This is a genomic window from Paenibacillus sp. J22P51, assembly GCF_059692215.1.
The window spans coordinates 1,028,500-1,042,942 of the sequence record NZ_JCAUAZ010000001.1; the positions used below are offsets into that span (position 1 = coordinate 1,028,500).

Here is a 14,443-nt window from a genome sequence, read left to right on the forward strand (position 1 = left end):
GGTGGGGCGTGAGTCTTAAATGCTGCAGTGATGGCATGTATATGATACGTTATTCCATTTTCAATTAGTGCCATTGGATAAATACATTGAAAACTCCATTTAAGTGCATCTTTTGAGCAAAGTATTGGATTTATCCATTGGAGGAGCCCCGTATTGGTCGATATATGACCTTTTTCTAATATTTGAATGGATTTATCCAGTCAAATCCCTTTTTTGACCATTTATATTGGCTATTCATTGGATAAGTCCAATGGGATCTAAGTTTTCGGATAAGTTCGGGGTTAATTTAGGAGTAGATGCGGCAAAGGAGGAGTAGGAATAATGTTTAGAAGCATTAGGAGGTTAACAACGCAAAAAAAGAGTGAAGCAAGATTGAACTCTCGCTTCACTCTTCGTTATCACTTACAGAACGCTCGCTTGACCTGAGTAAATAACGCCTACTTCTGGGTAAATCGAAACTTCTGTTCCATCTTTGATCAATTCTACAGCGTTCTCCACGCCTACGATGACAGGAATGCCAAGGCTAAGTGCAACGACTGCCGCGTGAGACGTGATGCCGCCCACTTCGGTAATTAACGCAGAAGCTCTCTGAATAGCCGGCATGTACTCTCTATCCGTTGATACCGTTACAAGCACAGCACCGTCTACCATTTTCGCATTAGCTTCTTCTGGCGTGCGTGCCGTTACGACAGTACCTGTCGCAGTTTGCATGCCGATGCCTGTCCCTTTGGCGATCATCTCACCAACGTGATGAACCTTGATCAGGTTCGTTGTTCCAGAGCGGCCAACTGGCACGCCTGCTGTGATGACAACGATATCGCCCAGGGAAACGATACCTGTTTTGATGGAGCTTTCCACCGCTAGGTTGAACAGCTCATCAGTCGTTTTCGCTTGTTCGCCAAACACCGGAATTACACCCCAAACGAGGGATAAACGGCGAATGACCTGCTCGCTAGGCGTAACTGCGATAATCGGAGATTTCGGACGGTATTTGGATACCATACGCGCTGTGTAGCCACTTTCGGTTGCAGTCAAAATTGCTTTTGCACCCAACTCCAATGCGGAGTTCGCTACCGCTTGCGAGATCGCTTCTGTAACCGTTACTTGTTGCGCTTGTGCTTGACGAAGGAAAATTTCTTTATATTCCAAAGCCGCTTCTGCGCGCTCAGCGATACGAGCCATCGTTTCAACGGATTCAATAGGGTATTTCCCAGCCGCTGTCTCTCCAGACAACATAACTGCATCCGTTCCGTCGAATACCGCATTCGCTACGTCACTTGCTTCCGCACGTGTAGGACGCGGGTTACGCTGCATGGAATCCAACATCATTGTAGCGGTAATAACCGGTTTACCTACGATGTTACATTTTTTGATCATTTGTTTTTGAACAACCGGAACATCCTCAGCCGGAATCTCAACACCAAGATCTCCACGAGCAACCATTAGACCATCGGAAACTTCAAGAATTTCGTCAAGGTTATCAACGCCTTCTTGGTTTTCGATTTTACTAATGATCTGGATGTGAGAAGCATTGTGACGCTCCAACAACTCACGAATTTCCATCACGTCGCTTGCTTTACGTACGAAAGAAGCTGCGATGAAATCTACACCTTGTTCGATACCGAACACGATATCATTCGCATCTTTTTCTGTGATACCTGGCAGGCTGATTTTCACGCCTGGTACGTTAACGCCCTTTTTACTTTTGATCGTTCCGCCATTCACGATACGGCACTCGATCTCTGTTCCACGAATATCAACAACCGTAAGTCCGATCAAGCCATCATCAATCAAAATGGTGGATCCGACTTCAACATCACGCGGCAGGTCTGAATACGTTACAGAGATACGGTCTACATCCCCAAGAATTTCTTCTGTAGTCAAAATAATGTGCTTGTCCTGAACAAGCTCAATTGGCTCTTCTTTTAGCTTACCTGTACGGATTTCTGGACCTTTGGTATCAAGCAAAATAGCAGCTACTTTGCCTGTCTCAGCGGATGCAGCGCGAAGATTGCGGATACGTGCGCCGTGCTCTTCAAAATCTCCGTGGGAGAAATTAAGCCTGGCTACGTTCATGCCCGCTTCTAGAAGCTTTTTAAGATTTTCTTGTGATTCGCTTGCTGGTCCAATGGTACAGACAATTTTCGTTTTACGCATGGTTACTTTTACCCTCCTGAGTGAATGTGAACCGACCGATGTCTCTAAATTTACGGTAACGATCCTCGAGCAGCTCCTGTTCGTTCAAACTCAGCAGTTGCTGAAGCTGTTCCCAGACCGCTGATTTAATATGTTCGGCTTGCGTTGCTAAATCCCGGTGAGCGCCGCCCTTGGGCTCCGGAATAATACCATCGATAACCCCAAGTTCAAGGATATGATCGGCCGTAATTTTCATAGCTTCTGCTGCGTGTAATGCTTTAGAAGCATCTTTATATAAGATGGAAGCCGCGCCTTCAGGACTAATAACCGAATAGATCGCATTCTCCAACATTAACACCTTATTACCTAAACCTAACGCCAAGGCACCGCCACTGCCGCCTTCACCGATGACAATACAGATGATCGGCACACGAAAAGAGGCCATTTCCAGCAGATTTCTGGCAATCGCTTCTCCTTGACCGCGCTCTTCCGCAGCATTCCCAGGGAATGCTCCCTTCGTATCAATAAATGTCACGATAGGACGCTTGAATTTATTCGCTTGACGCATCAAACGCAGCGCTTTACGAAACCCTTCCGGATGCGGACATCCGAAATTCCGCGCAATGTTATCCTTCGTATCTTTTCCTTTTTGATGACCAACTACTGTTACGGGAACACCGTTTAGCTTCGCTAGTCCACCAACAATGGCAAGATCATCACCATATAAGCGATCACCATGGAATTCAATGAAATCCGTGAAAATCGTGTTGATATAATCGATCGTCGTCGGTCTTTGCGGATGGCGAGCCAGCTGCATTTTCTCCGCAGACGTCATCGAAGTATATAGTTCATCCTCAAGCTGAGCATATCTTTCTTCCAAACGGCGAATTTCCTCTGAAAAGTCAATTTGCTTCTCTAACCCAAATTTACGCAGTTCGGCAATTTTACTTTTAAGTTCCGCCAGTGGCTGTTCAAACAGCATTTCACCCGCCATAAGTCGGTTCCTCCTTCGTTCCGTGCATGTCGAGCAGCTTAATTAACGTCGGTCTCAAATCCTTGCGGCAGACGACCTTGTCGAGCTGACCATGCTCGAGATTGAATTCAGATGTTTGGAAATTGTCAGGCAGCTTCTGCTTAATCGTTTGCTCGATAACACGGCGGCCCGTAAAACCAAATGAAGCGGCCGGCTCAGCAATAATAATATCGCCAAGCATCGCAAAGCTTGCCGAAACTCCGCCGAAAGTCGGATCTGTAATAATCGATATGAATAATCCGCCTTCCTCGCTAAGCTTGGACAATGCAGCACTAGTTTTGGCCATTTGCATAAGGCTGAGAATACTTTCTTGCATACGTGCGCCACCAGATGTGGAATAAATGAGAATTGGAAGCTTTTTCTCAATTGCAATTTCGACAGCTCTCGTCATTTTCTCACCGACAACGGAACCTAGCGAGCCTCCCATAAAATCAAAGCTCATAGCAGCAATGATAACCGGGTATCCGCCAATTGTTCCTTGACCTGTCATAATCGCATCCTGAAGCTTCGTTGCATTCTTGGCTTTGTCCAATTTCTCGACATAATCAGGAAACTGCAAAGGATCTTCAGAAATCATGTCTGTATCAAATTCAACAAATTGACCTTCATCGAGCGTAAGTTGGATCCGTTCGGATGCGCTTAATCGATAATGATAACCGCAAGACGTACACACTTTGAGATTCTTCTCAAGCTCTTTGCTTGTCTGAATCGTGCCACACTTCGGACATTTATTCATTAAACCCTCAGGAATCTCTCTCTTCGTTCTCTCAGAAGGAATTGTTGCATATTTACGCTTTTGAAATAAATCCTTTAGCACATTTCCACCTCTAATTGGCTATGACCTATATTCCTTGACAAGCCACGATTCTTAGTTCTACTTTTACTATCTATGTAAAATAGAATTGAGCACTTCTTGTACTTCTTCCAACTCCCCTTCGGGAACAACAATTTCGAATTGATTTTTGGATAAAGAGATGCCTCGTACTTGAACGAGAAAACCTTCTTCCGTCAGCCTCTGTTTAATCCGCTCTGCAATTTTCGCAGTAGGAGCTATATAGATCACCGTCCACATGAATAAACCTCCTATGACGTGCAACTACAACCACTAAGGCAACTAAGCAATGACGATAATACATCCTTTATACGCATAGGAACACACAATGCAATAATGATATCATAATTCCACTTTTGCCCGCAACAGAGCACATCGATATAAAAAGTAAAGCCTGAACTATTTATGCTTAGTCCAGACGTTGTTTACTGCTATAATCAGGCGCATGCTCATTTTGATGAGCAATTCTGGCTGAGGCTGCTGCGGCTAATCCGCATACTAAATCATCTAGAAAAACATGCACAGCGCTGCGGTCATCGTTCAATGCGCGAATGATTCCTATTTTTTCCTTATCTAAGTAGCCGAAGCTGGTTAATCCAATCATACCGTAAACATGTACAATGCCTAGTGCTAAGGTCTCGTCTACACCGTAAAGAGGTTCATCCACCTCAAGAATAGATTGCAGCGGCTCAGGCAGCAGTTTCTTCTCTGCTAGTTCATCCAACGCTATACCCGTGTAGAGGGTATATTGCACTTCGCGCTTAGAAAGCACGGCCATCACACTATCTGCACATTCTTCAATCGTGAGTTGATCATTATACGGCTTCTGCAGCCTGTATACGATTTCTGAGACTTGATCCACGGACACACCGCGTTTCTGGAGTAGCTGGATCATGTGTTGTTCGGTCATAAATCCTCCTCCTAGCAATGGGATGCCTATATGAATAAGAAAAGCCGGGTTCCTATTCATATGCGGAGGAAGCTATATTTACCACAAGAGAAAAACCACGATCGAGAATTTTCTTATTTCACTCGGACGGAATCTTTGCCCATAATCGTCTCGATCATGCGCATCAGATCCTTGGTCGGATCGACCCGATACTGGTCGCTCAAGGCCAAGAGCTTGTTGCTGCTTTCATAGAAAAGCGCAACCGCGAGCTGGCCCTTATGCAGCTTCAGCAGCGCCTTCAGTTGCAGGAGCTTATCCGGCTGCTCGCAGTCAGCCGTGATCTTGACGAACACGCGCTGCGGCTTCGCCTCAGCAGCAGCGCGGGGCTCTGGGCGGCCCGCAGCGGGGGCCGCCTGTGGTGTTGGAGCGGCGCTGCGCGCGCCGCTCTGTGGGGCAGCCGAGCGCGGCGTACGATCCCTGACATCGTCAGGGGATCGTCGCTGCGCCGCAGGCTGCCTGCGAAGCCGCTGGACGGCCTCCGGGTCGTCCAGCGCGGCAAGCTGCTCCGCGAGCAGCTTGGGCGGGTCCTCGTCCTGAAGCTGCAGCTTCGCACGGATGAGGACGAGTCTGCCCTTCTGCACGAGCGGGGCCGACTTCTTCCAGGTCTCGGGGAACAAGACCACCTCAACTTTATCTATGCGATCCTCCAGCTCCATGAACGCCATGGGATCGCCTTTTTTGGTGACGATCGTCTTGTTCGAGAGGATCATCCCGGCTACTATGACATCGCTATGATCTGGCAGTTCCGTTAGCTGATGCAGCATTACAGCATCCAGCTCTGCCAACTGCTCGGAATAAGCATCCAGAGGATGACCCGAGATATACATGCCGAGAAGCTCTTTCTCCAACTCTAGCTGCTTGGATGGCGGCATCGGCGGGATATTCGGCACCTCAACCTCCCAGTTCGGCTCTTCGACAAATCCGAAAAGGTGAAGCTGTAAATCGTCCCGTTCCTTGCGCCATTTCGTAGCAGAAGCGATTGTTTCATCTAAGATGGCGAGATGTTGGGCACGGTGACCGCCAAGCGAATCGAAGGCGCCCCCTTGGATGAGGGATTCAACCACCCGCTTGTTACAGACGCGGAGGTCGACCCTACGACAGAAATCCAACAGGCTCTCGAATGGCGCTTTCTTTCTCTCACTAAGAATGGCATCTATGGCTTGTGTTCCGACATTTTTGATGGCGGCCAATCCGAAACGGATGGCTCCGGCGCTCGAATCGGGTGTAAACACCGTTCCGCTGCCATTCACATCCGGCGGCAGGACAGCGAGCTTCACACGTCGACATTCATCTACGTACTCAGCAACCTTGCGATGATTCCCCATAACCGCGGTTAACATCGAAGCCATGAAATAGATCGGATAATGCGCTTTTAGATAAGCCGTTTGAAATGCAAGCACCCCATATGCCGTCGCATGCGCACGCGGGAAGCCATAATCAGCAAAACGCACAATCATATCATACACATGGTTCGCCTCATCCGCGTTAAATCCTTGACGTAAACTCCCTGAGACGAAATGCGTACGTTCTTCATCCAGCACTTCCCGCTTCTTTTTGGAAACGGCTCTACGCAATAGATCCGCTTCTCCTAAGCTGAAGCCTGCCATCGACGAGGCAATTTGCATGATTTGCTCTTGATACACGATGATGCCATACGTATCGCGTAATATAGGCTCAAGGGTCGGATGCGGATAAACAACCTCCACCTGTCCATGTTTACCTGCAATATATTTCGGTATAAATTCCATCGGGCCGGGACGGTACAAGGCTAAAACAGAAATAATGTCTTCAAATTCAGATGGCTTCAAGTCCTTTAGCACCTTGCGAACGCCCGTTGACTCCAGTTGGAATACGCCTGTTGTTTCACCTCTGCTAAGCATCTCATACGTGATATTATCCGAATCCATGTTGAGGAGATCAAAGTTAATCTGAACCTCTTCCATTTGGGCAAGCCAATCCACGGTTCGTTCAATGATCGAAAGGGTCCGTAGACCCAGGAAATCCATCTTGAGGAGTCCGATCGCTTCCAAATGCTCCATTGTATACTGCGTGAGTGCCGTCTGTGTCGTGCCTTCTTGCAGGGGAACATAATGCGTCAGCGGCTCACGCGAAATGACTACACCGGCAGCGTGCGTTGAGGCATGGCGCGGCATACCTTCAACTCGCATTGCCATTTCCAGCAGTTCTGCAGTCTTAGGCTGTCTGGCTACCATCCCTTTCAAATCAGAGCTAACCTGAAGAGCTTCCTTCAGTGTCATGCCTAGCTGATTAGGAATCGCTTTTGCTGCTCGATCCACGTCCCCGTAAGGCACATTGAGGACACGCCCTACATCCCGAACAGCGGCCTTAGCCGCCATCGTTCCGAAGGTAATAATTTGCGCAACATGTTCATGACCATATTTGGCCACGACATAATCTATGACTTCATCCCGTCGCTCATCGCTAAAATCAATATCTATATCCGGCATGGTTATCCGTTCTGGGTTCAAGAAACGTTCAAACAGCAGCTTATATTGCAGCGGATCGACATTCGTAATGCGCAGCACATAAGCAACTAAACTTCCTGCGGAGGATCCCCGACCAGGCCCTGTCATGATCCGTTTCTCATGCGCGAATCTAATAAAATCCCATACGATTAAGAAGTAATCTGAGAAGCCCATGTTCTCAATGACACCAAGTTCATAAACAAGGCGATCTTCAGCCTGTTTCCTCATGGGATGGCTCGGATCTCGCCATTCTGGCTTACTGCCATAACGCTGTTCCAACCCTTGCTTGCACAGCTCCTGCAAATAAGCCCCGGCGGTCAAATGCTCTGGAATCGGCCTGAAGCTTGGCAAAATCGATTTCCCGAACGTCAGTTCGAGATCGCAGCGCGAAGCTACCACAGCTGTATTCGCAAGCGCCTCTGGTACATGGACGAATAGGCGTCGCATCTCCTCTTCGCTTTTCAAATACATCTGGCTCGTTCCCATCTTGAGACGATCCGTGTCCTCCACGGTTTTGCCAGTGCCAATACAAATAAGTATATCCTGCATCACATGATCCGGCTCTGTTACGTAATGCACATCATTCGTTGCGATCAAAGGAATTCCGGTTTCTTTGCTCAATTCGATCATCGAAACCATCACTTTTTTCTGCTCAATCATGCCGTGATCTTGAATTTCCAGAAAGAAATCGTCACCGAAAATGTCGCGATAACGCTCTGCAGCTTTGCGAGCCTCGTCGTAACGGTTATGGAGCAAATGCTGGGAAACCTCACTACCTAAACAAGAGCTTAGGCAAATCAGCCCCTCTGAGTGCTGAGACAGATGTTCTAAATCAATACGCGGTTTATAGTGAAAGCCCTGTAGATGTGCAATCGACGTGAGCTTCATTAGGTTCTGATAGCCTTTGAAATTCTTCGCAAGCAAAATAAGATGATAAATCGGCTGCTCCTGCCTAGTTCCTTTATCCCGAATGGAACCGGCAGTGAAGTACACTTCACACCCAATAATTGGTTTAATGCCACGCTGTTTGCAGGCTTTGTAGAACGCGATTGCCCCATACATGACACCATGATCCGTCAAGGCCAGAGAGGTCATGCCAAGATTAGCCGCTTGTGAAACAAGCTCCTCCATCCGTGCCGCACCGTCTAATAAACTGTATTCACTATGCACATGCAGATGTACAAACGAACTCATCCGCAATTCCCCCCTTCTTTCGTGATTTATTCCTTACATTTTATCATATTGGAGCTAGCCAGTCCCATACAGTAGTAGAGAGAGTTTGTCCTCTCAACTCAGTAGAAAGGAAGCGATTGGTACATGGCTGGCTTTTGGGCAAGTATTATCATGTATTTCTGCATTGCATTCGGGGTCGTATTCGGAGGCAGTATGTTAAGCGGCATCGCAGCCGTATTAACGTTGCAATCTCCCACAGAAAAAATGTTGACCATCTCGGAAAATATCAAGATTTGGGCCATGGTCGCTGCGGTTGGTGGTACCATTGATCCAATCCGTTATATTGAAAGTCACGTGGCCATCGGCCATCTCAATCCGGCGATCAAACAGGTTGTCTATATCATCGTTGCTTTTACAGGGGCACAATTCGGAACTGCACTTATTCAAATGATCTGCAAGGGGGGCCATCAGCCTTGAGAATCCCTCCTTTTGCCCGATACCAACGACTGCTTGCGAGCTTTGGACTGCTGTTGTCGGGAGCGATCATTGGGAGCGCGGTATATATGAGCATTCATCAACACACGTATAATGAGTTGTACGTGCAATTGCATAAAGTTTTACAGGAGAATTATGATCTCCAAGATGATATCTCTAGCTTGAATAAGACGAAAAACAATCAAACATTAGTGAATGTCATCAATGTTCATCTGCTTCCCAAGAATCAAGATGATCTGATCAGCGAGGATATTCAAAAGGAAATCGAAGGTGATGTGAAAGGTGAGCTCAAGCTCGTCATTGGCCAAAAAGCAACCTTTGTGCGAGATTCTCAGCCTCTCTACGAGCGATTGATCACGCAAAGAACGTATTTCCTACACGATAAAAAATATGTCGTCGAGGTTAAATCCATTGTTTTAATCCAAACCGAATTAACCATCTGGATTACGGCGCAAGAGAAAAAAACATAACGTGAATGGCGGCTCATATTGCAATCCCGTCTCAAAATCGCTAAAGTTAAGTGTAAATTCAACGATAAGGGACGGATTGTCGCTATGCACGCCATACAATTGACGTTATTCATTTTAATTTGTCTCTTGCTCGGGCTTACCTTGTTCTTTAGCATTCGTTCAAGGCGCGAGTCAGATGCCGCCAAACGAGGCTTGTATACAGCCCGCATGAACATTGCCATGGGATTGATGCTCGTTCTTATTGCCATTACGCAGATCTTTTTCTTCAGCGAATCCAGCTTCCGCCGCATCTTCGGCACAGTACTTGTGTTGATCGGTGTTTTCAATGTTTTCGTCGGTATCCGCAATCACGGACACTTCGATCGCTTGCTGCGCTAGATTACTTGGGCAGTTAACATCGCCTTGGAAACCAGTGCTCCCGCATGATAAATCTCTACATCAATCTTGCCAAATTTACGGCTCACCTCTATGATGGTGGGTCGTATTTCTATTTTGGAATCAATTTGCAGCGGCTTTAAAAAATAGGTCGACATATTATCCATCACGAGGTCACCCTTCTTATGCTCTTGCACGATGCGGTAAGCCGCTTGCGTCATAAGTGTCGTAAGAACCCCTTCGGATACGGTGCCCAAATGATTTGTCATCTGCGGCGTGATTACACCATGAAACCGCAGTTTGCCTTTCTCATCTCTCACTTCTTCCATCCCCGACCAGATCAAATCCTCGAAGGTTTCTCCATTCTGCGGCTGCTTCTGGATCGATTGCATTGCCTTTAGAATATCGCTGCGATTAAGTACACCTACAATTTTCCGATTCGTATCCACGACCGGCAGAAGCTCAATCCCTTCCCACACCATCATATGTGCAGCTGATGCGACTGACGTCTGAGGTGAAACGGTCAGTGGATTTCGCGTCATCAATTTCTCGACGGATTGCTGTGCGCTCGCGCCGACCATATCTTTGGACGTTACCACACCGATAATGCGATTCCACTCATCAACGACAGGAAAGCGGCTGTAGCCCGTATCCTCGGACATACGCTGCCAATCTTTCAAGGTGCTGTTCGCCTTCAGTGCGAAGAGCGCTGCGCCCGAGGCGAGAATATCTTCCACGAGCATGATTTTCTTTTTGATCAAACGATCGTAGATGGCTCTGTTAATCATGGATGCAACGGTAAAGGTATCATAGCTGCTTGAAATAATCGGCAGCTCCAATTCATCCGCCAGCACTTTGACCTCGGTGCTCGTGTTAAATCCACCAGTAATTAAGACGCCAGCGCCTTGCTCTAAGGCACACAGATGCGCCCGATTCCGGTTCCCTACAATTAGCAGGCTGCCTGCCTCAATGTAACGCATCATCGCATCTTGCTCCATGGCGCCGATAACGAACTTGTGAAGCGTCTTATGAAGCCCCTTCGCCCCGCCAAGCACCTGACCGTCCACCATATTCACAACCTCAGCAAAGGTCAGTTTATCAATGTTCTGACGAAGCTTCTTCTCCACACGAACAGTTCCGATCCGCTCTTTGGTCGAAACGAGTCCCTGATTCTCCGCCTCTTTAATTGCGCGATACGCTGTGCCTTCGCTGACTTCCATATTTTTGGCGATTTTGCGAACGGAAATCCGACTGCCTAGCTTCAAGTCTTCAATATGCCGCAAAATCTGCTCATGTTTCGTTAATGTATCGACCGAATGTGTATCCAACTGTTACACCTCATTCACTAGATCCTGTATTAGTCTGTACTACTAGTATAATCGTTCTAGCGGGTAAGAACAATGAGGCTAGGGAGAAACAAAAGCATCCAACCCTATTGGATTGGATGCTCCATCTTTATTATACCAAACATACGTTCGATGTCAAAGATTAGCTCATTCTTTGCTTACTTACGGAATTGCAAAAGCTTTCGTCTGCCCTGAACGAGCTGCTCCATCTGCCATTTCTTCATCCGATTAATCCGGAGCTGCTGTTTGCGTTTCTCTTCATCTACACCAAGGATTTGGTGTAAATGTGCGGCAATGATGAGCAAGGCCATCACAAGCCAGATGACGCTAAAAATCATCGGCAAGGAACCAACTTCACGAAATTGTAATTGTGGGATGGAATAAAATAACATGCCGACTGCCAAACTCATATACACGACATTTTTGAAACCTTTCAATCGAATCACACGCCTTTCGCTCTTAATAACCTCGAACCGATCTCTACCTACTTTCATTGTATGAGACAAGTTCTAGATATATGAACGTATGGGCGCGTGATGGCCAAGCTTATTCCACTTCAAAGCCTTGGCTGCTCAGGAAGGCTTTCATATGCTCCCTTGGACGCTTCGCTTTCGCAGCCATTTCCTTGGACCAGGTCGTATCGACTTTGCCGCCGGTACGCACGTTCATATAGTCGCGGATCGTCTCGTCGTACACTTCGACCGCGCCGCTGTTTGGTGTATACCGATTCTCGTGGTATACGACCTCTAACGGGAGCCGCGGGCGATGCAGCGGCTCTTGATCCGGCATGCCGATGCACATGCCGAAGATCGGATACACGAGCTGGGGCAAGCCCAGCAGCTCGGATACTTCAGCGGGCTTATTGCGCAGCCCGCCGATATAGCAGACGCCGAGGCCGAGTGACTCGGCGGCAATGGCTGCATTTTGCGCAGCTAATGCAGTGTCGACGGTGGCAATGATGAGATTCTCAGCATTGCCAGTAACTGGCGTGTCCACGTGTTGGTGGACCGCCTCCGCGTAGCGGTGCAGGTCTGCGCACCACACGAGGAAGAGCGGGCACTCGCTGACGTAAGCTTGATTGCCAGCTAGCTCAGCTAGCTGGCTCTTCAGGTCAGCATCCGTCACATGGATCACGCTGAAGGCTTGCATATTACTCGATGTGGAGGCAGCCTGAGCCGCCTGCAGAATCGCTTCGCGTTGTTCGATGCTAACCTGCTCGTTTGTAAATTTACGGATCGAGCGATGACTTTGTAAAAGTTCAATGATGTGATTCATTTCTTCGGTCCACGTCCTTTGTTTTTTTCTCAGTATCCCTGAAACAAGACAAATTTTCAAATCCAACTATCAGATTAATGTGAGTGAGGAGATAAGCGGGGCTGGGTGCGCGGACGGGAGGGCGGGGAAAGACGGAAAACCTGCTACTAAGAGAGAAAGACAGCACTCAGACCGTTTTCACCATCTGTAAGGTGATTTTTCATCACTACAGATTCATTTAAGCGGCGGGTGACCGCTGTAGTGATGTTTTTCATCACTACAGCGAGAGAAAGACAGCACACAGACCGTTTTCACCACCTGTAAGGTGGTTTTTCATCACTACAGATTCCTCAATGCGGCGAGTGGTCGCTGTAGTGATGTTTTTCATTACTACAGCGAGAGAAAGACAGCATTAAGATCGATTTCACCACCTGTAAGGTGGTTTTTCATCACTACAGATTCCTCAATGCGCCGATTGGCCACTGTAGTGATGTTTTTCATCACTACAGCGAGAGAAAGACGGCATTCAGATCGATTTCACCATCTGTAAGGTGGTTTTTCATCACTACAGAATCCTTAATGCGGCAGGTGACCGCTGTAGTGATGTTTTTCATCACTACAGCGAGAAAAAGACGGCACCTAGACCGATTTCACACCATCTGTAAACAGGTATTACTTATATTCACGAAAAAACTCCCACAAAACCTGCATTTTCGCAGTTTCTACGGGAGTTTGAGTACAATGGTTTTCGCCTCAATGAATCCGAGGTCTTCTCCAACCTTATTTCAACAACACTTTTCTTCCTTTACGATACAGCAAGGTCAACACCCATGGAATGCCTACAATCAATACAAATACAATACCGTTGTAAACATTAAATAGCAGGATAGACCCCGGCATGTGAACCTTATACTTCCAGAGGGATAGTAAGGCAGGGTGCATGAGATAGACCCCGAAGGAAACCATCCCGAGGGAGACGAAAAACTTACCTATCCGCTTCCATTTTAGTAGAAGCTCCTTAGCCATCCAGATCATGCTTACGCCAATGCCCAGATTGTACAACAGCCACGTGATCTCATACCAGGTATTTTCAAAGGAATATCCTCTTGATGCTAATAAATAAAGCCCCGTGTACACCAAACCACTCACGATAGACGATGGAATCACCCATCCTTTGTTCCGATCCAACCATGCGCGGAAATTCCCATAATTCATCCCAATGGCACCGCCGACGAGGAAGTAGCCGAAATACGTGATACATAGTTCAGGCTTATGACTAATCGCGCCAAACCAGTGACTATAGATGTAGACACCCGCCTGAATAGCTAACCCCCAAAGCGCCAGCGTTTTACGAAACCATGCGGCACTTCTGACAGCCCAAACAAGCAACGGAAACAATAGGTAGAACTGCACGATAATGATCATAAAATACAAATGATAGCCCGAATCCGCCCATTTTAACTGCTCAAGAAAAACGCTAAGATCTATTTTTATTGGATGCTCTGGCGTCCACAGCCATGGATTATATATATAGTAGAAAAAGGACCAGACGATATAAGGGACAAGCACTTGCCGAACGCGTTTCCAATAGAAAATACCTGCTTGCTTAGCGCTCCAATTATCCGCATAAATATAGAACAACACGATGCCGCTCAAAAAAATGAAAACAGGGACAGCAAAATAACTTATTTTGTTCATAAATAAAATAAACAGCTGTGTGCTGCTGCCTTTCAAAGCCGGATCCACTGTCCAGTCTGCCGTTACATGAATCATTACAACAGCAAGGATGGAAATTGCTCTGACAATATCAAGCTCCGTGATTTTTGCTTTTGCCATGTCGGTTTGCTATCCTCATTTCTTAATAAATACACTTTTACTATAGACATTTTCGACA

At 47.1% G+C, this 14,443-nt stretch carries 13 protein-coding genes; 3 read left to right on the forward strand and 10 right to left on the reverse strand.

The genetic code is table 11. The features are described from left to right. Positions 1-402: 402 nt before the first annotated feature. The 6 genes from pyk to AC58QC_RS04030 form a co-directional block, all read right to left on the reverse strand. Entirely contained in the window at positions 403-2,157 is a 1,755-nt protein-coding gene (gene pyk / locus AC58QC_RS04005; protein ID WP_497413895.1) for a pyruvate kinase, read from the reverse strand. After that, the gene (locus AC58QC_RS04010; RefSeq protein ID WP_497413896.1) at positions 2,150-3,130 is read right to left on the reverse strand and encodes an acetyl-CoA carboxylase carboxyltransferase subunit alpha; all 981 of its coding nucleotides are present in this window, start codon (positions 3,128-3,130) and stop codon (positions 2,150-2,152) included. Before AC58QC_RS04010 ends, pyk begins: the two co-directional genes overlap by 8 nt. Continuing rightward, entirely contained in the window at positions 3,120-3,986 is an 867-nt protein-coding gene (gene accD, locus AC58QC_RS04015) for an acetyl-CoA carboxylase, carboxyltransferase subunit beta (protein WP_497413897.1), read from the reverse strand. Before accD ends, AC58QC_RS04010 begins: the two co-directional genes overlap by 11 nt. 66 nt (positions 3,987-4,052) lie before the next feature. After that, positions 4,053-4,241 carry a hypothetical protein gene (locus AC58QC_RS04020; protein WP_028554922.1) on the reverse strand — a complete coding sequence of 63 codons (189 nt, stop codon included), beginning with the start codon at positions 4,239-4,241 and terminating at the stop codon, positions 4,053-4,055. 169 nt (positions 4,242-4,410) lie between these two features. Continuing rightward, entirely contained in the window at positions 4,411-4,911 is a 501-nt protein-coding gene (locus AC58QC_RS04025) for a phosphatidylglycerophosphatase A family protein (protein ID WP_497413898.1), read from the reverse strand. Positions 4,912-5,024: 113 nt separating this feature from the next. Further along, positions 5,025-8,630 (reverse strand): DNA polymerase III subunit alpha, encoded by a 3,606-nt coding sequence (locus AC58QC_RS04030; RefSeq protein WP_497413899.1) that lies wholly within the window; start codon positions 8,628-8,630, stop codon positions 5,025-5,027. Between the two features lie 123 nt (positions 8,631-8,753). Here AC58QC_RS04030 and AC58QC_RS04035 point away from each other — a divergent pair, with 123 nt between their 5' ends. The 3 genes from AC58QC_RS04035 (at position 8,754) to AC58QC_RS04045 (ending at position 9,952) form a co-directional block, all read left to right on the forward strand. Then, complete coding sequence (locus tag AC58QC_RS04035) at positions 8,754-9,086, forward strand: YtrH family sporulation protein (protein ID WP_497413900.1); 333 nt, start codon at positions 8,754-8,756, stop codon at positions 9,084-9,086. Next, the gene (locus AC58QC_RS04040) at positions 9,083-9,574 is read left to right on the forward strand and encodes a sporulation membrane protein YtrI (RefSeq protein ID WP_497413901.1); all 492 of its coding nucleotides are present in this window, start codon (positions 9,083-9,085) and stop codon (positions 9,572-9,574) included. The genes AC58QC_RS04035 and AC58QC_RS04040 overlap by 4 nt, the downstream gene beginning before the upstream one ends. An 84-nt stretch (positions 9,575-9,658) precedes the next feature. Then, positions 9,659-9,952 (forward strand): YtpI family protein, encoded by a 294-nt coding sequence (locus tag AC58QC_RS04045; protein WP_497413902.1) that lies wholly within the window; start codon positions 9,659-9,661, stop codon positions 9,950-9,952. Here the strand turns inward: AC58QC_RS04045 and AC58QC_RS04050 are convergent. The 4 genes from AC58QC_RS04050 to AC58QC_RS04065 form a co-directional block, all read right to left on the reverse strand. Continuing rightward, a complete protein-coding gene (locus tag AC58QC_RS04050; protein ID WP_497413903.1) occupies positions 9,949-11,277 on the reverse strand; it encodes a DRTGG domain-containing protein in 1,329 nt (442 codons plus the stop codon). The genes AC58QC_RS04045 and AC58QC_RS04050 overlap by 4 nt on opposite strands. Before the next feature lie 176 nt (positions 11,278-11,453). Continuing rightward, complete coding sequence (locus tag AC58QC_RS04055; RefSeq protein ID WP_497264633.1) at positions 11,454-11,741, reverse strand: hypothetical protein; 288 nt, start codon at positions 11,739-11,741, stop codon at positions 11,454-11,456. A 100-nt stretch (positions 11,742-11,841) separates the two neighbouring features. Continuing rightward, the gene (gene nfsA / locus AC58QC_RS04060; RefSeq protein WP_497413904.1) at positions 11,842-12,570 is read right to left on the reverse strand and encodes an oxygen-insensitive NADPH nitroreductase; all 729 of its coding nucleotides are present in this window, start codon (positions 12,568-12,570) and stop codon (positions 11,842-11,844) included. A gap of 759 nt (positions 12,571-13,329) precedes the next feature. Next, positions 13,330-14,385 (reverse strand): acyltransferase, encoded by a 1,056-nt coding sequence (locus AC58QC_RS04065; RefSeq protein WP_497413905.1) that lies wholly within the window; start codon positions 14,383-14,385, stop codon positions 13,330-13,332. Between the last annotated feature and the right edge of the window lie 58 nt (positions 14,386-14,443).